This window comes from Dactylosporangium sp. NPDC051485 (assembly GCF_040682015.1).
Taxonomy (GTDB): Bacteria; Actinomycetota; Actinomycetes; order Mycobacteriales; family Micromonosporaceae; genus Dactylosporangium.
In genome coordinates this window covers 104,960-125,734 of record NZ_JBFAZW010000009.1, presented here as the reverse complement: position 1 = coordinate 125,734, position 20,775 = coordinate 104,960, and the positions used below count along the sequence as shown (strand labels likewise).

The window sequence follows — 20,775 nt, the reverse complement described above, 5'->3', positions numbered from 1 at the left end:
GTGTTCCTCTCACAAAAGGGGGCTTGCCGTGATGTTCGAAGCTGATGGCGGGAGCGTAATCGCGATCATGAGCCCGCCACTATCCCTCACATGACAGCTGAGCAGCCATTTTTGGTCGCACGCGGCCGCGGGGGCATACTCCTGCGCGTGCTACGACACTGCTGCGACGCGATGCGCGCGCAACTGGAGCTGGCCGGGGTCGCCTACGAGGACCCGTGGGACGACCCGGACGTGGTGGTCGTCTACGTGGCGAAGTTCGACGAGTACGGGCTGCCGATCCGCGACGGCGGGTCGTCGATGGTCGTGATCGGGCACTGCCCGTGGTGCGCGGTGCGGCTGCCGCAGTCGCGGCGGGACGCCTGGTTCGACGAGATGGACCGGCTGGGGCTGGACCCGTGGTCGGACGAGCTTCCCGAGCAGTACCACACCGACGAGTGGTGGGGGCCGCAGGAGGGGGCCCAGCGCGAGCACGTGGAGCCCGAGCGGGTCGTCAGCCCCGTCTGACGAGCTCCACGACCGGGATCGTGCGGTCGGTGCCGGCCTGGTGGTCGGTGAAGAAGGGGTACCGCTCGGCGATCCGGGCGAAGAGGGCGTCCCGGTCGGCGCCGGCCGTCGGGGTCGCCGTCGCCGGGAACTCCTCGCCCTCCATCTCCACGGTGACCGCGGGGCCGGCCTCGAGGTTGCGGTACCAGTCGGGGTGCTTCGGCGCCCCGGCGGCGGAGGCGATGACGAGCAGCCGGTCGTCGAGGCGGACGTACATCATCGGCGTGGTGTACGGCTCGCCGCTGCGCCGCCCGGTCGTGGTGAGCAACAGGAGCGGGCGCCCCTCCAGCTCGCGCCCGGCGGCGCGGAACTCGGCGATGAGCTTCTGGTTCGCGCCCTTGAGGTCGGCCGGCACCTGCGTCATGGCCAAACTCTAGGCCGAAGCGCCGGTCGGCGCGCGCCAACCGCCCTCAGCGGACCGGATCTCGTGCCGGTGCCGGGAGCTCCAGCAGTAGCCGGCGGGCGGTCGAGCCTCGCTACGCCGGCTCCAGCAGCTTCGACTTGCGCACGATCGGCACGGACAGCGTCTTGTAGCCGACCTGCTCGAAGAGCACCACCACGCGGTCGGCCTCGTAGGCCATGACCGTGCCGGTGCCCCACGCCGAGTGCCGCACCTCGCTGGAGACCGGGAACGGCCGCTGCGGGTCAGCCTTCGCCTCGGGCGCGGCGACCGGGGCGGTGCCGGGCCTACGCCACAAGCGCTGGTACCACTTCAGCCTGGGCGCCACCGGATCCACGACCACCGTGCCGCCGGCGCAGTTGTCGCAGTGCGAGCAGGGCCGGTCGGCCTGCTCGCCGAAGTAGGCCAGGAGGGACCTGCCGCGGCAGCCGGCGCTCTCGGCGTACTGGCGCATCATGTCGATCCTGGACCGGCGCAGCGTCTGGTGGCGCTCGAACTGGGCCAGCGCGAGCCGGGCCGCCTCGGCCGGCGGGGGCGCGTAGCGCGGGGCCGACAGCTTGTTGCCCGAGCCCACCTCGACCGCGCCGACCTGCTCCAGCAGGCTCAGCAGCGAGGTGATCCGCCGGGCCGGCAGGCCGCTGCGGGTGGCCAGGCCCGTGCGGGTGATCGGGGCCTCGCGCAGCGCGGCGGCCAGCTGCGTGAGCTCCTTGGCGTCCGGGGCGCCGGTGGCGAAGAACCGCTGCAGGGCCACGTCCTCGGGGCGGAAGAAGAGCGTGGTGCGGGCCGGCCCGCCGTCGCGCCCGGCCCGGCCGATCTCCTGCAGGTAGCTGTCCGGCGAGTCGGGCAGGGCGACGTGGTGCACCCAGCGGATGTTGGGCTTGTCCACGCCCATGCCGAACGCGCTGGTGGCCACCATGACCGGGATCCGGTCGGCCATGAAGTCCTCGTAGCGCCGGTTGCGCTCGCCCGCGGCCAGGCCGGCGTGGAACGCGACGGCCGGGATGCCGCGCTCGGCGAGGCGCTCGGCGTACTGCTCGGCGATCGCGCGCGTCGGGGCGTACACGATCCCGGGCTTCTCCTCCTGCTCGACCTGCGCGACCAGCCGCTGCCGGCGCTGCTCGTCGCTGGTGCAGTGCACGGCGGCGAGCCGCAGGTTGGACCGGTCCAGCCCGGCCACGAGCGTGAACGGGTCGCGCAGCCCGAGGGCGGCGGTGATGTCGGCCCGCACCGGCGGGGAGGCGGTGGCCGTCAGGGCGACGACGGGCGGCCGGCCCAGCTCCCGGATGAGGTGCCCGAGCTGCAGATAGTCGGGGCGGAAGTCGTACCCCCACGCCGACACGCAGTGCGCCTCGTCCACGGCCACGAGGCCGGGGCGCAGCGCCCGCACCTCGGCGAGGCGCTCGGGGTTGCCGAGCTGCTCCGGGGTGATGAAGAGGAACCGGGCGGTCCCGGCGGCGACCGCCTCCAGCGCCTTGCGCTGCTGGGCGGGGGTCTCGGCCGAGCTGATCCGCACCGCCTGGCCCTCGCGGCGGCGGTTGAGCCCGGCGATCTGGTCCTGCTGCAGGGCCAGAAGTGGCGAGATGACGATGGCCGGGCCGCGCATCAGGGTGGCCGGGACCTGGTAGATGGCGGATTTTCCGCCGCCGGTGGGTAACACCACCAGGGCGTCACGCTGCTTGAGCAGGGCGCGCATGGGTGGCAGCTGCCCGGGGCGAAGCTTCTCCCAGCCGAATTCCCGGCGGGCGGCGCGGCGCAGGCGGGGCGCGAGAGGCACAAGACTCATCGGGCGCGACTGTACCGGCGTTCGATCGCTTCGGCGCGTTGAGCGACACGCCGAGCCTTGAGGACTCTCACCGTCTCGCAACCGAGATGCACCCGAAAGTGACGGCGTGCGCACCCTTCGTAGTCGAACGTTCTTCGTGTCAGCAGGTGGACCGCCTGCACGGGGTCCACCCGGACACGAGGGGGAACCGATGACAACGACCCTTGAGGGTGCCACGCTCAAGGTCCAGTTGGAAGGCCGGGAGCTCGAGGACCTCATCCGCGAGCATCTGCCGCTCGTCGGGCATCTGGTCCGCCAGACGCTCGGCCGCCTGCCTGCCCACGTCAGCCGCGAGGACCTGGTGTCCGCCGGCATGGCGGCCCTGGCCGGCGCCGCGAAGGCGTTCGACCCGAGCCGGGGCATCCCGTTCGGCAGCTTCGCCACGACCCGCATCCGCGGGGCGATCCTGGACGAGCTGCGCGGCCTGGACTGGGCGAGCCGATCGGTGCGGGCCAGGGCGAGGCAGGTGGACGCGATGCAACAGGAGCTGACCGCCGCGCTCGGTCGCACTCCGAGCAACCAGGAGCTGGCCGAGGCGCTGGGCGTGAGCGTCGAGGAGCTGCAGGCCATCGACGACGACGTCCAGCGCGCGGCGGTGCTGTCGCTGCAGGGCTTCGCGGCCGGCAGCGCCGAGGACATGGTCCCCGAGCGGGCTGCCGGTCCGGAGGACCTCATCTTGCAGCGGGAGCGCATCGGGTACCTGCACAACGCCGTCGAGGCGCTGCCGGAGCGCCTCGGCAAGGTCGTCAAGGGGTACTTCTTTCAGGAGCGGCCGATGATGGAGATCGCCCACGAGCTCGGCGTCACCGAGTCCCGGGTCTCCCAGCTGCGCGCCGAGGCCCTCATGCTGCTGCGCGACGGCCTCAACACGCACCTCGACCCGGACCTGGTCTCGGCCAGCGACAAGCCGACGGGTTGCGTGGCCCGCCGCCGCGAGGCCTACCACGACAAGATCGCGAACGCCGGCAACCTCAACAGCCGCCTCGCCCAGACCAACTACCACGGCATGCCGTTCGTGCAGACCGGGCGCCACACGTGATGCTCTTGGCACGGCGGCGCCGGCAGGGAGGCCCCCCAGGGCCTCCCGCTTCGCCCAGTCCGGCTCGATGAGGCTTCGCCCTGATCGACCCAGACCAGGCGCTGACGGGAGCAACGGCCCGTCAGTGACGCGGGCCTGAGTCATCAAGGGTTTTCGCCTCCGCATTGGCCAGCACGGCTCGCGCGGAGGCGAGACCGGCCTCGGCGCGGGCCCGCTCGTAGGGCCGGACGTCGGCGCGGCGCAGCACCCCTTCGTGGGTGGTGGCCGCCTCCTCGGCCAGGCCGAGCATCGTCAGCACCTCGCCGAGGTCGTTGGCGACGCTGGTCTCGAAGTGCCCGTCGCCGATCCGCAGCACCTGCCCGTGCGCGGCCCGTACGAGCCGCAGCCCCTCCGCGTGGTGGCCTTGGCGGGCCATGACCTTGCCGTAGGCGGCGAGCGCCTCGGCCGCCCCGGCCCGGTTGCCGTGGCTCAGCTTGAGCTGGATCGACCAGACCAGCAGCAGCCCGGCGGCCGGGCGCTCCCGCTGCGCCTCGACCCGCCCGAGCCAGTCGAGCAGGATGCTGAAGTTGGCCACCGTGCGGCTCAGGCTGGCGCGGACGGCCCGCTCGAGCAGCTCCCAGGCCCGCTCGACCTGGCCCAGCTCCAGCGCGGCAGTACGCGCCGGCGCGCGGCGTGATCCGCGCCGCTACCGTTGCGCGGTCAGCCGGGTCTCGAAGCCGATCCGGTCGCCCCGGTACAGCGATCGCACCTGCTCGATCGGGGTGCCGGACGGATCCCGGCTGAGCCGCTGCATGAGCAGCATGGGCAGGGCCGGGTTGGTCTGCAGCAGCAGCGCCTCCCGCGGGCTGGCCAGCGCGGTCTCGATCCGCTCGGTCGCCTCGGCGAAGACCACGCCCAGCTCGTCCTGCAGGCAGCGGTACAGCGACGCGCTCGGCTCGAGCACGTCGAGCAGCGTCGGGTAGCGCTGCGCCGGCAGGGACGTGGTCTCCAGCCCGAGCGGCTCGCCGTCGGCCAGCAGCACCCGCTCCAGGTGGATGACGGGGGCGCCCGGCTCGATGGCCAGCGCCGCGGCGATCTCGTCGTCGGCCGGGATCTCCTCGAACGCGATGACGGTGCGCGACGGCTGGTGGCCCAGCGCCCGCAGCGACTCGGTGTAGCTGGCCAGCGAGAGCGGGTGGATGAGCTTGGGGTGGGCCACGAACGTCCCGCGGCCCTGCTGTGCGCTGAGCCGCCCCTCGATGACCAGCTCCGAGATGGCCTGGCGGATCGTGGAGCGGGCGACGTTGTATCGGGCGGCGAGGTCCCGCTCCGGCGGTAAGAGCGCCCCGACCTCCAGCCGGGCGATCTCGTCGAGGATCAGTGCCTTCACGGCGTAGTACTTCGGCACCCGCCCGTGAGCGGGAATCCCGGAGCGGTAGGTGGAGGCCGACACCCCTGCCAGCCTAGACGATAACGGACCTATAACAGGTACGAACCTTTTGGCGCTCGTTCCTGCCGCGTTCATGTGCCATCCCTACCTTGACGGCCGTTACCGCATGTCAAGAAGGGTTTGCCGATGAAGATCTCCGTTCGCATCGCGCTCGGGGTGGCCACCGCCGCGGTCTTGCTGGCCGGCGCTACGGCGTGCTCCTCCGACTCGGACTCCTCCGCCTCGTCGGGCGCCTCGGGCGCGGCCTCGACCGGCAAGTTCGCCAAGGACTCCGGCACGCTCGTGTTCGGCGTCGTGCCGGACACGGCCTCCACGCAGCAGAACTACCAGCCGCTGCAGGACTATATCGCCAAGATTTCCGGGCTCAAGGTTGAGTACCGGGAGTCGTCGGACTACGCCGCCCTCATCGAGGCGTCGGTCTCCGGCAAGGTCGACATCGCGAGCTTCTCCGGGTTCACCTACGTGACGGCGAAGAACAACGGCGCCAAGATCACGCCGTTCGCCTCCATCATCACCAAGCAGGGCCAGGAGCCCGGCTACTACTCCGAGGCGATCGCCCCGGCCAACTCCTCCATCAGCAAGATCGAGGACTTCAAGGGCAAGAAGGTCTGCTTCGTCAGCCAAACCTCGACGTCGGGCTACCTGTACCCGAGCTACAACCTGCTCAAGGCCGGCATCGACCCGGCCAAGGACGTGACCCCGGTCTTCGCCGGCAAGCACGACGCGTCGGCGCTCAAGGTGTCGCAGGGCTCCGAGTGCGAGGCCGGCTTCGCCGAGGACGTCGCCGTCGAGGCCCAGCCCGGCCTGAAGGTCATCAACAAGACCTTCGTCATCGGCGCGCCGATGACCGTGTCGGACGCGCTGCCGGCCGACCTCAAGCAGAAGATCATCTCCGGCCTGCAGAACGTCACGATCGACCAGATCAAGGCGGCCGGCATCGCGAACGCGGACTCCGCCAACTTCAAGAAGACCTTCTACGCGCTGGCGCCGGTCGACGACGCGAAGTACGACATCATTCGCGACCTGTGCAAGCAGACCAAGGCCGCGGCCTGCAACGGCTGAGCTAAGGACATTCGACATGACGGTCAGCGACGCGGCACCCGCGGTCGAGGTGCACGGGCTCAGCAAGACCTTCGGGCAGGTCGCCGCCCTGCGGGACGTGTCGCTGACGGTCGGCCGGGGAGAGATCGTCGTCCTACTCGGGCTCTCGGGCTCGGGCAAGACGACGCTCCTGCGGCACATCAACGGACTGGAGACGCCGAGCACCGGCCGGCTCACCGTCCTCGGCGAGGACCTCGCCGGCCTGCGCGGGCGCGACCTGCGCAGGCTGCGCGGCCGCATCGGCATGGTGTTCCAGCAGTTCCACCTGGTCGGCCGGCTGACCGTCCTGGAGAACGTGCTCACCGGGGCGCTGGCCGGCCTGCGCGGGCCGCGCCTCGGCATCGCGTCCTACCCGCGGGAACTGCGCCGCAAGGCGCTGACCCACCTGGACCGGGTCGGCCTGCTGGACAAGAGCTACCAGCGCGCCGACACCCTCTCCGGCGGCCAGCAGCAACGGGTCGCCATCGCCCGGGCCCTCATGCAGGACCCCGAGATCCTGCTCGCCGACGAGCCGGTCGCCTCGCTCGACCCGGAGTCGAGCGACCAGGTGATGGCCCTGCTGCGGGAGATCGCCGCCGAGCGCGGCCTCACCGTGATCTGCAGCCTGCACCAGGTGGAGCTCGCGCTGGCCTGGGGCGAACGGGTCGTCGGCATGCGCAGCGGCGGTGTCGTGCTCGACACGCCGGCCGCCGACCTCACCCGCGAGGCGGCCATGCGGATCTACGGCCGGATGACGGCCTCGCTGGCGGAGGCGCAGTGAGCGCCGTCGACGCCCCCGAGGTCGACCTCGAACGGGCGGTCAGGCGGCCCGGCCCGGCACCGTCCACATTGGTCGCGGCCGGCCTGCTGGTCGCCCTGCTCGTCTTCGCGGTCTGGTCGATCAGCGAGATCGGCTTCACCGCGGAGACGTTCACCGAGAGCATCGACAAGGTCGGACCGTTCCTGGACCGCATGCTCCCGCTGCGTTTCCCGCCGATGGCGGACCTGTTCCGCTCGATCGGCATCACGCTCGGCGTGGTGCTGTGCGGCACGGCGCTCTCCGCGCTGCTGTCGGTGCCGATCGCGTACGTCTCGGCCCGCAACACCAGCCCCGCCCCCTGGCTCGTGCCGATCGGCCGGGCGATCGGCGTCGTCGCCCGCGCGGTGCCCGACGTCGTGCTGGCCATGCTCTTCGTGCTGCTGTTCACGCTCGGCTCGCTGCCGGGCATCCTGGCCATCGCCCTGCACTCGATCGGCATGATCTCCAAGCTCTTCGCCGACGCCATCGAGCAGATCGACGAGGGACCCCGGCACGCGATCCGGGCCACCGGCGCCTCGCGGGCCCAGGAGTTCTGGTCCGGGATCTTCCCCCAGGTGCTGCCCTCCTGGATCGCCACCACGCTGCACCGCGCCGACATCAACCTGCGCGGCTCGGTGCTGCTCGGCTACGCCGGCATCATCGGCCTCGGCTACGACCTGCGCCTGTCCCTGGAGTCGCTGAACTACCACAAGGCGATGGCCTTCGCGCTCGTCATCTTCCTGCTCTGCGTGCTCTTCGAGGTCATCTCGACCGCGATCCGGGCCCAGCTGCTCGGCGGCTCCGCCAGGAAGGGCCGCGCCTCCGTCGGCAAGGACCGCCCCGCGCTGAGCGTCGAGGCCGCGCTGCGCCGGCCGTGGACCGGCGACCGCATCCGGTCGATGGTCTCGATCGTCGCCGCGGTGGCCGCGCTCGTCGGCGCGGTCGTGATCTCCGAGGCGCACTGGCTGGACCTGTTCAGCTTCTACAAGCAGGTCCCGCTCCTGGTCGACCGCGCCTGGCCGCCGTCGATCGAGCCGCGCACCTGGTCCAACGTCTTCGACGCGCTCACCGTCACGCTGGAGATCGCGGCCGCCGCCACCCTGCTGAGCCTGGTCGCCTCGCTGCTCGTGGGCCCGCTGGCGGCCCGCAACGCCGCACCCAGCGGCGCGGTCCGGGCGGCCTCCCGCCTGCTGCTGCTGATCGTCCGCTCGATCCCCGAGCTCATCCTCGCGATCGTGCTGATCATCATCTCGGGGCTGGGTCCGCAGGCCGGTACCATCGCGCTCGCCTTCGTCGGGATCGGCCTGCTCGGCAAGCTCATCGCGGACTCGCTGGAGGAGACGCCGATGGGCCCGCAGCTGGCCGTGCGCTCCGTCGGGGGCACCCGCACGCAGGTCTTCTTCTCGGCCACCGCACGGCTGAGCGTGCCGGCCCTGGTCGGCCACACGCTGTACCTCTTCGACAGCAACATCCGCTCGGCGACCGTCCTGGGCATCGTGGCGGCCGGCGGCATCGGCTACTACCTGGTCGACGCCACCCGGGTGTCGCGCTACGACCAGGTCACCGCGTTCGTCATCGTGCTCGTGCTGGCCGTGCTGGTCGTCGAGGCGATCTCCGCGATCATCCGGCGGGCCCTGCGGTGACGGTGCACTACGCCCGCTGGGACGGCCTCGGCGCGCCCTTCGCGCTGGTCCCGGCGGGCGCGCCGCCCGTCCTGGCCGACGGCGACCTGCTCGTGGAGATCGAGCTGGCCACGATCTGCGGCAGTGACCTGCACACCGTGGCCGGCCACCGCCCCGCCCCCGCGCCGACGGTCCTCGGCCACGAGCAGGTCGGCCGGGTCGTCGCCGGCGGTCCGGGGGAGCGGGTCGTCTGGTCGGTGACCGTCTCCTGCGGCGACTGCGAGCGCTGCGCCCGCGGCCTCACCCAGAAGTGCCTGCGCCTGCGCAAGTTCGGCCACGAGCCGCTGGCCGCCGGCTGGACCCTCAGCGGCGGGTTCGCCACCCACGCCGTCCTGCCGCGCGGGACGACGGTCGTGCCGGTCCCCGAGGACCTGCCCGCGGAGGTGGCCGCGCCCGCGTCGTGCGCGACCGCCACCGTTGCCGCGATGCTGGATGCGGTACCGCCCGTGGCCGGCCGCAGGGTCCTGATCACCGGGGCCGGCATGCTGGGCGTGACCGCCTCCGCCATGGCCGCCTCGGCCGGCGCCGAGGTGACGGTGTGCGACCCCGACCCGGCCCGGCGCGCCCTGGCCACCCGCTTCGGGGCCGCTTCGGCCGTCGCCCCCGACGAGCTGCCGGCCGGCGTCGACGTGGCGCTGGAGCTGTCCGGCGCGGCCCGGGCCGTCTCCGGCTGCCTCGACGCGCTGGCCGTCGGTGGCCACGCGGTGCTGGCCGGCTCGGTCTCGCCGGGCCCGTCCGTCCCGCTCGACCCGCAGCGGCTGGTGCGCGGCCTGCTGAGCGTGACCGGCGTGCACAACTACCGCGCGGAGCACCTGCGCCGGGCCGTGGACTTCCTGGCTGCCGCTCATGGGCGGTACCCCTTCGCCGAGCTGGTGGGGGACCGCTTCGGCCTGGCCGAGCTCGACCAGGCCTTCGCTGCCGCCGCCGGCTCGACCGCCCTTCGCCAGGCGGTCGTCCCCGTAGCCACGCGGTGACCGGGCCTTCGCGGCCACCGGCTGCCCTTCGCCAGGCGGTCGTCCCCGTAGCCACGCGGTGACCGGGCCTTCGTGGCCACCGGCTGCCCTTCGCCAGGCGGTCGTCCCCCGTAGCGGCACGGTGACCGGGCCTTCGCGGCCGCCGCTAGCTCGACCGCCCTTCGACCGGCAGTCGTCCCCGTAGCCACACGGTGATCGGGATCGCGGCCAGCCCGGCGGCGACGTCAAGCACGGTCCGCACGGCCGCGGTGACCATGCCCGCCGGCTCCGGCCAGCTCATCCACGCGGCCTGGGCGAGCAGCAGCATCGGCGTGAGCAGGATCAGCAGCGGCCAGAAGGCCCTGCGGTCGCGGCGGGCGAGGAAGACCACGCCGGCCCCCGCGCCCACGAGGGCGATCAGGGTGGCCGTGTACTCCAGCGCGGGCCGCGCGCTGTAGTAGTACGGCATCCGCGCGACCAGGACGGCCAGCCCGGCGCCGGCGAGCGCCCCGGCCGCGGTCACGAGCCTTCGCCTCGCGGGGATCCCGAGCGCGACGATGCCGAGCGCCGCCTGCGGGACCAGGACGAACAGCGGTGGCCGGACGTAGGGCGTGAGCGGCGTGGCCACCACGACGCCCACGGTGACCGCAAGGGCGAGCCACACCGCCGGGCGGGCCAGCCCGAAGAGCAGGCCGATCGGTGGCAGCAGCCAGGCCAGCCAGACGAACCCGCCGAGCGTGACGAACGGTCCCGGATGGGCGAAGGGGAGGTAGGGGTCCAGCCGGGCGTCCTCGATCCGCAGGAACGCTCCGGCCATGATCGCGGCACCCATGATGGCCAGCCCGGCGGCGAAGGGCAGCGCGTCCGCGAGCCCGCTCGCCCGGTGCTCCCGCAGGCACTGGCGCAGGCCGCTGCGGACCAGGTCGAGCACGTCGCTGGGGCGGGGGCGGCGCTGGCCGGGCCGGGCCAGGTCGAGGTACATGTCGACGAGCTCGTCGCCGCGCTCGGCGCGGTAGGCCGGTGGGTACCAGCGGAGCAACCTGACGTACCGATCCCGCAGGCTTTTCATGCAAACCCCAGCTCTCGGGCCGCGAGCCGCTGGGCCGCCGCCTCGACGCCGACCCGCCGCCGCTCGGTCTCGTCCCGCAGGGCGCCCGCCCCCGCGTCGGTGATCCGGTAGTAGCGCCGGGCCCGCCCGTCGACGATCTCCTGCCGGTCGGGCGTGACCAGCCCCTCGTCGGTGAGCCGGTCGAGCGCCCCGTAGAGCGTCCCCGGCCGCAGCTCGACCAGCCCACCGGACAGCTGCGCCACGTCCTTGATCAGCCCATAACCATGCATCGGCTCCCGCGCGAGCGCGGTGAGGATCAGGAACGTCGGTTCCCGCATCGACCCACTCATGCCGACAATATATCGGTAACGAAGATATCTTGTCATCCATCGTGGGTTGCTCGTCCCGGAGTTGCAAGATCGTGGCGATCGCCGGGCTGGCGGCGTCCGCTGTGGACTCCCGCGTAGCCGGGGACGGCGCGGCCGCCGCGCTGATCGTCGCGATCCGCAACGACGGCAGCCGCGGCCATACCGCCGCCCGCGTGCGGGACATCGCCCGGTGCAGTTCGCGTTCTCGCTGGGAGAGCGGGCAGCGATGCTGCGCAGCGGCCGAGCCGACGTGGCCCTGCTGCACCATCCGCAGAACGACCTGCGAGGGCTGGCAAGCGAGGCGCTCAGCGTGGAGCGGCGGGTGGTCGCACTGGCCGAGGGACACCCGTTGGCGACCCGTGACAGCGTGTGCCTGGCGGACCTGGCCGGCGAGACGGTACCGCAGTGGCCGGAGGCGGCCGACCTCGGCCCGGGGCCGGTGGTGCGCGACGCCGGCGAGCTTATGCAGCTCGTCGTGCTGGGACGGGCGGTGGCACTGGTCGGCGAGTCGGCGGTGGACCGGCCGTACCGCGGCGTGACGTACCGTCCGGTGCGGGACGCCCCGCCCGCGACGCTGGTCGTGGCGTGGCCGGAGGGCAGCCAGTCACGGCATGTCGCGGCCTTCGTCCGGGCCGCCCGCACCGCTGTGGACGACTGCACCCGCGGCTGACGGTTGCGTCGATTCGGATGGCCCGGCGGGCGGTGGGTACCCTGTTCCAACGCACGCGGTTGCGCGACGCGGCCGAACGGGCCGAGGCCCAGTTCCGCTACCAGCAACAGGGCGCGATCAACCGCGCCGCGGATTCGGGCTATCCGAAGGCGTACCGGGAGATGCCGGGGATCGCCGACGATGCGTTCTGCCTCGAGCGGTACGACGGCCGCGCCTACTTCGTCGACTGCACGGTTCGCGACAGCAACGTGATCCTGGAGCTCACCGCCGAGTGGGACGACAGCACCGGACAGGTGGGCATGCGCGACGCCGTCGCGCAGGCCCTGACGACGTTCGCGCCGACGGCGCAGCGCCTCATGACCGACCTGGTGGGCCGGCTCTGAGCGACCTACCTGGCTGCCGTCCAATCGGGAGCCTGGACCCGTCCCCGAATTTCTGCGGACCCACCGCCCCGAGGGGCAACGCCCGATCAGGCACAGATGTCGAGTTGCATGGCCCAAGGTGCACCCCGAACTCGCCGACAAGGATCAAGGGAAAAGCGATCCGGATGGGCCCCGAAGTCGCGTTCGCTCCGGAATTGTCCATGTTGTTGTGCAGCGTCTAACGATCATTTGAAATAGATACAATCCAGCCGTGAAGCTCGCGGACGTTGTGCTCAGACCGGCGACCGTCGCCGACGTGTGGTTGTTCGAGCGGCAAGCCGATGAACCCGACGCCGCGGGCACGTTCAACTGGTCGGGCTATCGGGACATTGCGGGCACCCGTCGCCGGCTTGAGGAGAACCGACTGATCGGACCGGACAATGGGTGCCTGCTCGTCGTCCACGAAGACAAGATCGCCGGTTCCGTGGTGTGGAGTAAGTTCACCTACGGCATGCCGACATGGTGCTGCTGGAACATCGGCATCTCACTGCTTCCCGAGTTCCGTGGCAAGGGATACGGCACCCAGGCCCAGCGGTTGCTGGTGTCGTACCTGTTCGACACCAGCCCATTCGAGCGCATCGAGGCGTACACCGACGTGGAGAACATCGCCGAGCAGCGGGCGCTGGACAAGGCCGGTTTCAAGTTGGAGGGGACGATCCGCTCGGCCCAGTTCCGGCAGGGCAGGTGGTGCGACCTGTTCCTCTACTCCGTGCTGCGAGACGAGTTCAAGGCGATGGCGAGTGCCTCGGCGCCTCGAACGTAGCCGACACGGATCCACGTGATGCTCCCCTGACGGGGGCGTCGGACGGCAGCACGCTCGCACATTTCCGCACGCCGCCCTGCGCGGCCTGCCTCAGCGGTGCGCGTGCAGCGCCTGCCAGGGGAACGCCGCGGCCAGCGCGGCCAGGTTCTGCGCGTAGGTGCGCTCCACGTCCGGGCCGGCGCCGGGCGCACCGACGGCGTACAGGCACTCGCCCTCGACCCACCACGACCGGGGCAGGCGCAGCTCGCTCGCCGCGGCGCGTACCGGCGACTCGGCGATGATCCGAGCGGCGTCCGGGTCGGCCGCGTGCTCCTGCGGTGCCCCGGCGGCCTGGGCCCCGAACATGGCGTCGAGCGTCCCGTCGAGGCTCGTCGCCGGGCGGAAGTACGTCGAGGCCAGGAAGGGCAGCGCCATGGGCAGCCGCACCACCCACACCGTCTGCACCGGATCGGCGATCCGCGGCGTACGCCGCCAGCGGTCGAACACCAGCACCGGCAACGCGTCGACGGTGCCGTGTACCGCGTCAGCCCCGGTCGTCGTGGTCGCGTTGCCGGGCACCCCGAGCAGCCGCGCCGCGGTGCGCGGCCCGGCCACCGGAACGCTGACCTGCGCCGCGTACTGCCACGCCGCCTTCGCCGCCATCCGCCTGCGCCCCGCGGCCGGCCGCCGAGCCGGCAGCCGCACGTACATGGCCTGCCAGGCGGCCAGGACCGCCCCCTCGACGGCCAGCACGGCGACCGCGACGACGGCCCAGTTGAACTGGTCGAGGAGCTTGATGGCGACCGACAGTACGACGATCCCGGTGACCACGAGGAACGCGTACCCGACCTTCACCAGCCGGTGGTCGACGGCGAACCCCAGCCCGATCAGCAGGGCGGCCACGAGCATCGGCGCGATGATCGCGGCGACGGGCCCCGGCAGCCCGGCCTTCCACAGCCCGAACCCCAGCCCCAGCGAGGCGAACAGCCCGAGCACGACCGAGACCAGCGCCAGCGGCCGGTCCTCGATGCCGGTCTCCTTCTCCGGCTTGAGCCGGTCGAGCGCGAACGTGCCCTCGCGAACCGGCCGCCCGAGCGCGCCCAACTGCTGGCGCAGCTGCGTGAACAGCGGGTCCGCCCCGTCCTTGCCGTGCCCCTCGACGGTGACGCTGCGCCCGTCGAACAGCACGACGTCGGCCGAGGCCTCCTTCGTCCCGCGCGTGGCCACGTACAGCGTGTCGATGTCGGCCCACCGGGCTGCGCTCGGCCGCCCCCGCCCGGCCCACACGATCCCCTCGTCGAAGGCGTAGAGCGAGGCGGAGCCCTTGAACAGCATGTAGAAGGTCAGCAGCACGACCCCGATGGCGGCCAGCACGGCCAGCACGGCCACCAGCGCCAGCGGCTTCACCTGCCAGGACTTGGGCAGCGCGTTGATGAGCGCGGCCACCCCGAACAGCCCGCCCCCGATGATCGCCCCCGTCGCCAGCGTCGCGACCGCACCGCTGCCCGCGCGCCCGCCCGTGGGCGCACCCAGCCGCATGTCCGACGCAAGCTGTACAACCTTCGCCGGCGGCGCGACGAGCACAGCCTGCGACCCGGAAGATGCCGTCATGATGCCCCCGTGCAGTTCGATCGATGCTGATGGCCCGGCCATGTTAGGCCACGCCGGCCCGCCCTCACACCCCGTCCGCGATGAGCTCGCTGTTCTCGCGGGTACGGCGGCGCTCATGTGGTGCGGGGATCAGCAGGCGCTGCTCTCGGAGCTGCAGCCGCGACGTTCAGGACTGGGCTCGGGTCATCCGCCTTCGTGGGCACCTTCGGCTGCGGGCACTCACGTAGGCATCCATAAGGGGCAATGACCTTGCAAAGGTGCGCGAATCAGCCCGTGATTCCAGGGTTTGGCCAAAAGGCGAGCAGCGTGTCGGCACGCTCAAGGCGACGCGTCGCCCCAGCGGCGGAGACCTTGCCGCAGCTGTAGTCGACCCGAACGACCGCATGAGTGCCATCGGGGTAGCCAAGGGCGATCTGATACTGGTCGTGGCCCATCAGCCCGCATCCGACAACAGTCCCCGAGTCGAATGCAATCAGCCTGTTCAGGTACTCCGTGACCCGATCCGGACTCGCGGCAGCCGACAGACTGCGCCGCAATTGGAACGTGCCTACGTTGTCTCCCGTGCCGAACGGGTAGACGCATAGCAACGCCGTGTCAGCACCGGCTGGTACCAGTTCGCCGCTCCTGTCGGAGGACGGGCCGGACGACTCAGTGAACGTCTGCGGGCACTCAGCCGGCCCGGGTGCTGCGGAAGGACCGCGATCTTCTTTCCCGCCACACGCCGACGTCGACAACACCAGTGCGGTCGCGATCAACACCAAGGCCACGTGACGCACGTTCAACACTTACTCCCTTTAGAGTCTTGTCGCCGCAGATGACGCCACTTTTCGATGTCTTGGTTGCAATGGCTGGGCACGAACACGAGCTGCGCCGGCGGATCTCGGTCGACGTGCCCGAAGTGCTGCGCCTCGACCAGTGGCATCATCCCGATGTCGAGCCGCCCAGCCAGTCCGAAACCTTCCGCCACATCGCCGATGTCCTGGCAACGGGCGATATCGATCGGTACGCACCCAGCAAGCCGCCCAACACGCATTGGTCCAACTGGCCGGAATCGGGAAGTCTGTAACCAGACCAGACCAGCCGTCAACTTGACACTGAAGTCGCGCGAGGCAGAACTGGTACAGCGCCCCAGCCTGGGTCGGCGAGCAGCGCTCTAGCGACCGAGGCTGACTCTGGGCCTCGTCTGGTAAGGGACATGCGGTTGTGACGGGCTCAAACTGGCCCACATGGGTTGGTCGCACATGGCGGCGGACTTTCGTCACCGTGGGCGCGGCCCTGGTGGTGGCGGTCGTCGGCATCGCTTGGAGCCAGTGCCTGGTGCACATCGGCGACAGGCGGGTCCGGGAGGGCCGTCCCGTCCCCGCGCTCGTCGCCGACGTGCATGCGACCAGGTGGGGCAAGCTCGGCAGCGAGGCGGTCCAAGCCTTCGTCACGTACGAGGTGGACGGCCGACGGTATGACGCGGGGCTGTCCGGATACGACGGCCTGGCGAAGGGCGACGTCGTGACCCTGTACGTCGAGCGAGGTCTACATGCCGAAACCCGTTGCGGGGCAACGGTTCGAGGTTCATTGGGGTGCGCCGCCGTACGTGGCCGTTCGCCCCGGTGGACCCCCGGATTGACCCTTGACGCCGCCCGGAACGGCTGAGGCAAGCCACATCCGGACGGTTGTCAACGTGACCCACTTTGAAGCGTGGGCACCTTCCCGCGTGGATTCAGGCCAGGCGTATTGGCCTTTGCGGCGCCCGCCGGCCAAGGCGCGGCCGGGCCGTTTCGTGTCGGCTGGAAATTCGTGGCGTTGCCCGGCGAACTCGACGACCCGGTGCGGCAAGTACAGGGCAGCAGCAAGCGGCCGGAGGAGGGATCATGAGCGGTCCGACGCGCGTCCGCGGTGTGCGAGCGCCGCGGTGATGGCGGAACCGCGGGCCGCGGTGCCCGACGCCAGGCCGGAGACCGACGCCGCGATCGTCGCGCGGTCCCGGACCGAACCCGAGCGGTTCGGCGAGATCTACGACCGCTACGCCGACGCGGTGCACCGCTACCTCGCCCGCCGGGCGGGCCCGGCGCTCGCCGACGACCTGACGGCCGAGACGTTCCTGGCCGCCTTCCGCGGCCGGCACGGCTACGACCCGCAGGCCGAGCGCGCGCTGCCGTGGCTGTACGGCATCGCCACCAACCTGCTGCGCCGCCACGCCCGCGCGGAGCGCGCCCAGTACCGCGCGTGGGCCCGCACCGGCGCCGACCCGGTCGTCGCGGACAACCACGCCGACGCCGTCGCGGCCGGCGTCACCGCCGAGGCAACCGTCCGGCGGCTGGCCGGCGCGCTGGCCGGGCTCACCGCGCGGGAGCGCGACGTGCTGCTGCTGGTCGTCTGGGGCGCCCTGACCTACGAGGAGACCGCGGCGGCGCTCGACGTGCCGGTCGGCACCGTGCGCTCCCGTCTCAACCGCGCCCGCCGGCGGCTGCGCGACGCGCTAGGCGGTATCGATCCCAGCGAGGAGTCACAGACATGAACGAACTCGACGAGCTGGCGCGCGTCCGGGCCGGCGTCGCGCCGATGTCCGCGCACGCCCGCAACGCCGCCCGACTCCGACTCGCCGACGCGATGGCGGGCGAGGGCCCGCGGATCCTGCACCGGCCGGTTGAGCGCCGGCGGCTGGCGATCGGGCTGGCCTTCGGTGTGACCCTGACCGCCACCGCGGCCGGCGCCCTCGTGCTGCCCCGGCCCGGCACCGACCGCCCGTCCGGCGCGGCCGGCTCCGAGTCCGGGTCGGAGCAGGTGCCGCGCCCGGACCAGTACGTGTTCACGGAGACCCGGAACTCGTCACCCACGCCGGGCCCGGACTACCACGTCTGGTCCTGGATGGCGGCCGACGGCACCCGGCCGGGCCGCGTGCGCTCGGTCAAAGAGTCGCCGTCCTGTCGCCCGGCCTCGTCGGGATCGCCCGCGGCTCCGTCCGGTGCGGCCGCCGGGGCCAGCACCAAGGCGGGCTGGTCGCGTGACGGGTGCAGCTGGGAGGACGAACTGCCGGTCTACGATCCGAAGGCTGGCCTGGCGTCCGCGCCGTACACGGTGTTGGCGCAGCTCCCGACCGATCCGAGCCTGCTCGCCGCCCTACAGGCCGACCCCTCCATCAGGGTGAGCACCTCGAAGGCGCCGGGCGCCGGCGGCCCGGTGGTGACCCGCGAGGCCGCGCTGTGGGAGGTGCTGCGGTCGCTGGCCGGCCGCCTGCCGGCCGCCCAGCGGGTCGCGCTGTTCCGGGCGCTGAGCGCCATGCGCGGCGTCAGCATCCATTCCGGCATCGCGGACGCGATCGGCCGCAAGGGCGTGGGTTTCGGCGTGGACGACGAACGCCTCGGCCGGGTCGTGCTGATCTTCGACCAGAACGGCTTGCGGTACCTCGGCGAGGCCATCCTCGACCACGACGGCCGCACCCAGTACAGCGGCACGCTCCTGCGGACCGTCGTTGTCGACCGCATCGGACAGCTGCCGTCCTGACCCCCGCCCGGAGCACCGCCTGTCAGGGGGACTGCACCCGAGGCAGCCCGACGTGGACGGCGATGGATGCCGTGCTAGGCCAGGACGACCGCCTGGGCCCGGTCGGGTTCGGGAACCCGCACGGCCTTGACCAGCAGCCACGCGATGAACGATAGTTCTGCGACCGCTGCGGGGGTCATGACGAACGGTGAGATGGTTGCGCCGAGGTCGGGGGCAAGGAAGCGCACGAACACGTCCGCGAGGTGGCCGAAGCATCCGATCACCAGCAGGACGCCCAACGCCTTGGGGAAGTAGCCCGACTTGACGACCAGGTAGCCCAGCGGCAGGAGCCACAGGCCGAAGTACGTCTGGGCAATGAGGTACCCGTCGTGTTGCATGTCAACGAACAGCATCGCTAGCTGGTCGGAACCTGCCGGGCCGAAGGTGGCGGTGTAGTCCTGGCCGGTGGCGATCGTCAGCGCCGCTTTCTGGTTGAGCAGGTTCAGGCTCTGGATCGCGACGCTGACCGCGACGAGGGTGACCATCGCGGCGGCAGCCATGTGGTTGACGTGCTTGAGCAGCATGTACAGGGCCATGCCCGTCAGCAGAAAGACCGTAGCCCCCACCAACTCGCTGACGAAGCCGATGCGAAACAGGGTGGCCGAGGTGTCGATGTTGTCGGCCGTGGTCGCTGCGTCCCCTGACTCGACGATGCGTGTGTTCACCAGTCCGGCGAAGATGGTGAACACGGCGACGATCAGATACAGGGATCCCGCGATCCTCGCGAGCGCCTTCGGTGCGGTCACGAGCGGACGCTTACGCCGGACCGTCGGCGTGGGCAAGGGCTGATGGGGTCAGCCGGCCGACGATGGCCGGGGCCTCTTGGACAAGGGCGTCGTTCTCCACCGCCTCGACCATGAAACGGGCGTAGTCCACGCGACGGGTCAGGTTGCTCGCGAGGACAGGGTCGCCGACGTGCCGGCTCCATACCGGCAGGCCCTGACTGTCCCCCTCCTCTAGGTCACTGCCACGCACGACCGTCCAGTTGGTGTTACTGGCAAAGATCCTCCGGCACGCCTCCACCTGGTCGTCCACGTCCACGACACGGGCGAGCTTCGCCAGCCGCCCGAACACGGCCGCGTAAGCCTTGAACTTCCGGGTGTACACGTCCTTCCCATCGCGAGTGATGTGCCAGCCGCAGGAGAACACCAAACGGGCGCTCGGACGTGCGTGGTCGAGCACAGCCTGGGCTGTACCGGAGGCATAGTGGTTCGTGCCCCACGGCACCAGCACCGTGAGCACGGCGTCGCATTCGTGCACCGCCCGTGCGACGACCGCGCGGTCGTCGGTCGGTCCAGGGATCACCGTGATCCGTCCCTCGAACTCGGCGAGCTTGCTCACGCTCTGCTCTCGGCACACACCCACGATTTCGTAGCCGCGGTCCAACGCGTGCTGCACCATGTAGCGCCCGAGCTTCCCGGACGCGCCGACGATGCACATCCTCTTCCCCGTGCCCGGCTTTTTGGCTCCGTCCAAACCGATCGGTTCCATGGCCCTCTCCTCAGCTCGCCGTCACCTCGACCCTTACGCTGTAAGGTACAACCTTGCGGCGTAAGGTTGTCAAGCCGTCCAAGCGACCCGGACAGGAGGACCTCGTGGCCACGGAGCCAGCCGACACGCATCGCCGCAACGCGCTCAGCAAGGAGTTGGTGCTTCGCACGGCGGTCGCGATGGCCGACGAGGCCGGCACCGGTGCGCCGAGCATGCGCCGGCTCGCCGAGCGGCTCGGCGTCGAGGCCATGTCGCTGTACCACCACTTCCGCAACAAGGATGTGATCCTCGACAGCATGATCGACCTCGTCTTCGGCGAGATCGAGCTCCCGTCGGACGACGTCGACTGGCGGACCGCGATGCGACGGCGGGCAGTCTCGATGCGTGACGCGCTGACCCGCCACCCCTGGGCGATCCGACTGATGGACTCACGGACAAACCCTGGCCACGCGACGCTGCGCCACCACAACGCGGCAATCGGCTGCCTACGGGCGGGCGGCTTCTCGATCGCTGGCGCGGCCCACGCGTTCTCGGTACTAGACAGCTACATCTACGGATTCACGCTCCAGGAGCTCAGCCTGCCCTTTACGTCATCCGCCGACCTCGAGGACGTGGCGGGATCGATTCTGCAACAGCTGCCCCGCGACGAGTTCCCGCACCTCACCGAGATGATCGCCGACCGCGCCCTGAAACCTGGTTACGCGTACACCGAGGAGTTCGACATCGGACTCGACCTGATCCTCGACGGACTGCAGCGACAGCGCGGACGCTGGCTGTAGCCCGTCGGCAAAACGAGCCCGGAACAACGGGGTCAGTTTTCACACGGAGCCGACACCGCGCAACGAGCACCGGGTCTCCCCGCAACGAACGCCTGTCCGGTCGCGGATAATCGCCCGCCCACTGCACACACCACAAACGCCGGGCGGCTGTTCCGGGTCATGGCCGCTCGCCGCTCCGACCGGCGGCCGTTCGCAGACCAACCGGTCCCCGCCGAAGCCCTCGACGGGCTACGGTCGGCCGCCGACGCCAACGGCGCCCAACTGCACCTACCCGCGCCGGCGATCTGGTCGACGTCACCGCCGCCGCTGGCCGGGCGGCAAAGGTGGAACTGGCCGACCCCGCATACCGGAGCGACCGGC

At 71.3% G+C, this 20,775-nt stretch carries 24 protein-coding genes; 14 read left to right on the top strand and 10 right to left on the bottom strand.

Going from position 1 to position 20,775, the window contains the following annotated elements; genetic code table 11:
• Positions 1–90 precede the first annotated feature (90 nt).
• Positions 91–504, top strand: coding sequence for a hypothetical protein (locus AB0M46_RS07435; RefSeq protein WP_363333473.1), 414 nt, complete (start codon positions 91–93; stop codon positions 502–504).
• On the opposite strand, the gene AB0M46_RS07430 is transcribed toward AB0M46_RS07435, so the two are convergent.
• Together AB0M46_RS07430 and AB0M46_RS07425 are read right to left on the bottom strand one after the other, a co-directional pair.
• Positions 491–907, bottom strand: a complete 417-nt coding sequence (locus AB0M46_RS07430; RefSeq protein WP_363333472.1) for a nitroreductase family deazaflavin-dependent oxidoreductase — start codon at positions 905–907, stop codon at positions 491–493. The two genes, AB0M46_RS07435 and AB0M46_RS07430, sit on opposite strands and share 14 nt — an antisense overlap.
• Before the next feature lie 112 nt (positions 908–1,019).
• Complete coding sequence (locus tag AB0M46_RS07425) at positions 1,020–2,726, bottom strand: RecQ family ATP-dependent DNA helicase (RefSeq protein ID WP_363333471.1); 1,707 nt, start codon at positions 2,724–2,726, stop codon at positions 1,020–1,022.
• A gap of 190 nt (positions 2,727–2,916) precedes the next feature.
• Here AB0M46_RS07425 and AB0M46_RS07420 point away from each other — a divergent pair, with 190 nt between their 5' ends.
• Positions 2,917–3,804, top strand: a complete 888-nt coding sequence (locus tag AB0M46_RS07420) for a FliA/WhiG family RNA polymerase sigma factor (RefSeq protein WP_363333470.1) — start codon at positions 2,917–2,919, stop codon at positions 3,802–3,804.
• 121 nt (positions 3,805–3,925) lie between these two features.
• Here the strand turns inward: AB0M46_RS07420 and AB0M46_RS07415 are convergent, their stop codons facing one another.
• Positions 3,926–4,378: a hypothetical protein gene (locus AB0M46_RS07415; RefSeq protein WP_363333469.1), complete on the bottom strand. Its 453-nt coding sequence runs from the start codon at positions 4,376–4,378 to the stop codon at positions 3,926–3,928.
• Positions 4,379–4,489: 111 nt separating this feature from the next.
• Positions 4,490–5,209, bottom strand: a complete 720-nt coding sequence (locus tag AB0M46_RS07410; protein ID WP_363333500.1) for a GntR family transcriptional regulator — start codon at positions 5,207–5,209, stop codon at positions 4,490–4,492.
• Between the two features lie 150 nt (positions 5,210–5,359).
• Here AB0M46_RS07410 and AB0M46_RS07405 point away from each other — a divergent pair, with 150 nt between their 5' ends.
• Genes AB0M46_RS07405 through AB0M46_RS07390 form a run of 4 tightly spaced genes read left to right on the top strand, consistent with a single transcriptional unit; the run spans position 5,360 to position 9,768 of the window.
• Complete coding sequence (locus AB0M46_RS07405; protein ID WP_363333468.1) at positions 5,360–6,295, top strand: phosphate/phosphite/phosphonate ABC transporter substrate-binding protein; 936 nt, start codon at positions 5,360–5,362, stop codon at positions 6,293–6,295.
• A 16-nt stretch (positions 6,296–6,311) separates the two neighbouring features.
• Positions 6,312–7,094, top strand: coding sequence for a phosphonate ABC transporter ATP-binding protein (phnC, locus tag AB0M46_RS07400; protein WP_363333467.1), 783 nt, complete (start codon positions 6,312–6,314; stop codon positions 7,092–7,094).
• Positions 7,091–8,755: a phosphonate ABC transporter, permease protein PhnE gene (phnE, locus tag AB0M46_RS07395; protein ID WP_363333466.1), complete on the top strand. Its 1,665-nt coding sequence runs from the start codon at positions 7,091–7,093 to the stop codon at positions 8,753–8,755. Before phnC ends, phnE begins: the two co-directional genes overlap by 4 nt.
• The gene (locus AB0M46_RS07390) at positions 8,752–9,768 is read left to right on the top strand and encodes a zinc-binding dehydrogenase (protein ID WP_363333465.1); all 1,017 of its coding nucleotides are present in this window, start codon (positions 8,752–8,754) and stop codon (positions 9,766–9,768) included. The genes phnE and AB0M46_RS07390 overlap by 4 nt, the downstream gene beginning before the upstream one ends.
• A gap of 145 nt (positions 9,769–9,913) precedes the next feature.
• Here the strand turns inward: AB0M46_RS07390 and AB0M46_RS07385 are convergent, their stop codons facing one another.
• Both AB0M46_RS07385 and AB0M46_RS07380 read right to left on the bottom strand, forming a co-directional pair.
• Positions 9,914–10,816 carry a hypothetical protein gene (locus AB0M46_RS07385; protein WP_363333464.1) on the bottom strand — a complete coding sequence of 301 codons (903 nt, stop codon included), beginning with the start codon at positions 10,814–10,816 and terminating at the stop codon, positions 9,914–9,916.
• Positions 10,813–11,145, bottom strand: coding sequence for a PadR family transcriptional regulator (locus AB0M46_RS07380; protein WP_363333463.1), 333 nt, complete (start codon positions 11,143–11,145; stop codon positions 10,813–10,815). The genes AB0M46_RS07385 and AB0M46_RS07380 overlap by 4 nt, the downstream gene beginning before the upstream one ends.
• Positions 11,146–11,353: 208 nt before the next feature.
• Between AB0M46_RS07380 and AB0M46_RS07375 the strand changes: the two genes are divergently transcribed.
• The 3 genes from AB0M46_RS07375 (at position 11,354) to AB0M46_RS07365 (ending at position 13,018) form a co-directional block, all read left to right on the top strand.
• The gene (locus tag AB0M46_RS07375; RefSeq protein ID WP_363333462.1) at positions 11,354–11,833 is read left to right on the top strand and encodes a LysR substrate-binding domain-containing protein; all 480 of its coding nucleotides are present in this window, start codon (positions 11,354–11,356) and stop codon (positions 11,831–11,833) included.
• Between the two features lie 32 nt (positions 11,834–11,865).
• Positions 11,866–12,216 (top strand): hypothetical protein, encoded by a 351-nt coding sequence (locus AB0M46_RS07370; protein ID WP_363333461.1) that lies wholly within the window; start codon positions 11,866–11,868, stop codon positions 12,214–12,216.
• A 250-nt stretch (positions 12,217–12,466) separates the two neighbouring features.
• Positions 12,467–13,018 carry a GNAT family protein gene (locus AB0M46_RS07365; protein WP_363333460.1) on the top strand — a complete coding sequence of 184 codons (552 nt, stop codon included), beginning with the start codon at positions 12,467–12,469 and terminating at the stop codon, positions 13,016–13,018.
• Positions 13,019–13,108: 90 nt separating this feature from the next.
• On the opposite strand, the gene AB0M46_RS07360 is transcribed toward AB0M46_RS07365, so the two are convergent.
• Positions 13,109–14,608: a hypothetical protein gene (locus AB0M46_RS07360; protein ID WP_363333459.1), complete on the bottom strand. Its 1,500-nt coding sequence runs from the start codon at positions 14,606–14,608 to the stop codon at positions 13,109–13,111.
• A 266-nt stretch (positions 14,609–14,874) separates the two neighbouring features.
• On the bottom strand, positions 14,875–15,390 hold the full coding sequence (locus AB0M46_RS07355; RefSeq protein ID WP_363333458.1) for a hypothetical protein: 516 nt from the start codon (positions 15,388–15,390) through the stop codon (positions 14,875–14,877).
• Positions 15,391–15,422: 32 nt separating this feature from the next.
• Between AB0M46_RS07355 and AB0M46_RS07350 the strand changes: the two genes are divergently transcribed.
• From AB0M46_RS07350 to AB0M46_RS07335, 4 genes are all read left to right on the top strand, one after another.
• On the top strand, positions 15,423–15,674 hold the full coding sequence (locus tag AB0M46_RS07350) for a hypothetical protein (protein WP_363333457.1): 252 nt from the start codon (positions 15,423–15,425) through the stop codon (positions 15,672–15,674).
• 197 nt (positions 15,675–15,871) lie between these two features.
• Entirely contained in the window at positions 15,872–16,255 is a 384-nt protein-coding gene (locus AB0M46_RS07345) for a hypothetical protein (RefSeq protein ID WP_363333456.1), read from the top strand.
• A gap of 262 nt (positions 16,256–16,517) precedes the next feature.
• Complete coding sequence (locus tag AB0M46_RS07340) at positions 16,518–17,120, top strand: RNA polymerase sigma factor (RefSeq protein ID WP_363333455.1); 603 nt, start codon at positions 16,518–16,520, stop codon at positions 17,118–17,120.
• Positions 17,117–18,106, top strand: a complete 990-nt coding sequence (locus AB0M46_RS07335) for a hypothetical protein (RefSeq protein WP_363333454.1) — start codon at positions 17,117–17,119, stop codon at positions 18,104–18,106. The genes AB0M46_RS07340 and AB0M46_RS07335 overlap by 4 nt, the downstream gene beginning before the upstream one ends.
• A 74-nt stretch (positions 18,107–18,180) precedes the next feature.
• Here AB0M46_RS07335 and AB0M46_RS07330 read toward each other — a convergent pair whose 3' ends face one another.
• On the bottom strand, positions 18,181–18,891 hold the full coding sequence (locus tag AB0M46_RS07330) for a DUF4386 domain-containing protein (RefSeq protein WP_363333453.1): 711 nt from the start codon (positions 18,889–18,891) through the stop codon (positions 18,181–18,183).
• A gap of 10 nt (positions 18,892–18,901) precedes the next feature.
• A complete protein-coding gene (locus tag AB0M46_RS07325; RefSeq protein WP_363333452.1) occupies positions 18,902–19,636 on the bottom strand; it encodes an NAD(P)H-binding protein in 735 nt (244 codons plus the stop codon).
• A gap of 104 nt (positions 19,637–19,740) precedes the next feature.
• Here AB0M46_RS07325 and AB0M46_RS07320 point away from each other — a divergent pair, with 104 nt between their 5' ends.
• A complete protein-coding gene (locus AB0M46_RS07320) occupies positions 19,741–20,415 on the top strand; it encodes a TetR/AcrR family transcriptional regulator (RefSeq protein ID WP_363333451.1) in 675 nt (224 codons plus the stop codon).
• Positions 20,416–20,775 lie beyond the last annotated feature (360 nt).

Excerpts from the sequence above, each read along its gene's own strand:
- AB0M46_RS07435 (WP_363333473.1), top strand. The coding sequence starts at position 91 with ATGACAGCTGAGCAGCCATTTTTGGTCGCACGCGGCCGCGGGGGCATA.
- AB0M46_RS07430 (WP_363333472.1), bottom strand. The coding sequence starts at position 907 with ATGACGCAGGTGCCGGCCGACCTCAAGGGCGCGAACCAGAAGCTCATC.
- AB0M46_RS07425 (WP_363333471.1), bottom strand. The coding sequence starts at position 2,726 with ATGAGTCTTGTGCCTCTCGCGCCCCGCCTGCGCCGCGCCGCCCGCCGG.
- AB0M46_RS07420 (WP_363333470.1), top strand. The coding sequence starts at position 2,917 with ATGACAACGACCCTTGAGGGTGCCACGCTCAAGGTCCAGTTGGAAGGC.
- AB0M46_RS07405 (WP_363333468.1), top strand. The coding sequence starts at position 5,360 with ATGAAGATCTCCGTTCGCATCGCGCTCGGGGTGGCCACCGCCGCGGTC.
- phnC (WP_363333467.1), top strand. The coding sequence starts at position 6,312 with ATGACGGTCAGCGACGCGGCACCCGCGGTCGAGGTGCACGGGCTCAGC.
- AB0M46_RS07385 (WP_363333464.1), bottom strand. The coding sequence starts at position 10,816 with ATGAAAAGCCTGCGGGATCGGTACGTCAGGTTGCTCCGCTGGTACCCA.
- AB0M46_RS07380 (WP_363333463.1), bottom strand. The coding sequence starts at position 11,145 with ATGAGTGGGTCGATGCGGGAACCGACGTTCCTGATCCTCACCGCGCTC.
- AB0M46_RS07360 (WP_363333459.1), bottom strand. The coding sequence starts at position 14,608 with ATGACGGCATCTTCCGGGTCGCAGGCTGTGCTCGTCGCGCCGCCGGCG.
- AB0M46_RS07350 (WP_363333457.1), top strand. The coding sequence starts at position 15,423 with ATGACGCCACTTTTCGATGTCTTGGTTGCAATGGCTGGGCACGAACAC.
- AB0M46_RS07340 (WP_363333455.1), top strand. The coding sequence starts at position 16,518 with ATGGCGGAACCGCGGGCCGCGGTGCCCGACGCCAGGCCGGAGACCGAC.
- AB0M46_RS07335 (WP_363333454.1), top strand. The coding sequence starts at position 17,117 with ATGAACGAACTCGACGAGCTGGCGCGCGTCCGGGCCGGCGTCGCGCCG.
- AB0M46_RS07325 (WP_363333452.1), bottom strand. The coding sequence starts at position 19,636 with ATGGAACCGATCGGTTTGGACGGAGCCAAAAAGCCGGGCACGGGGAAG.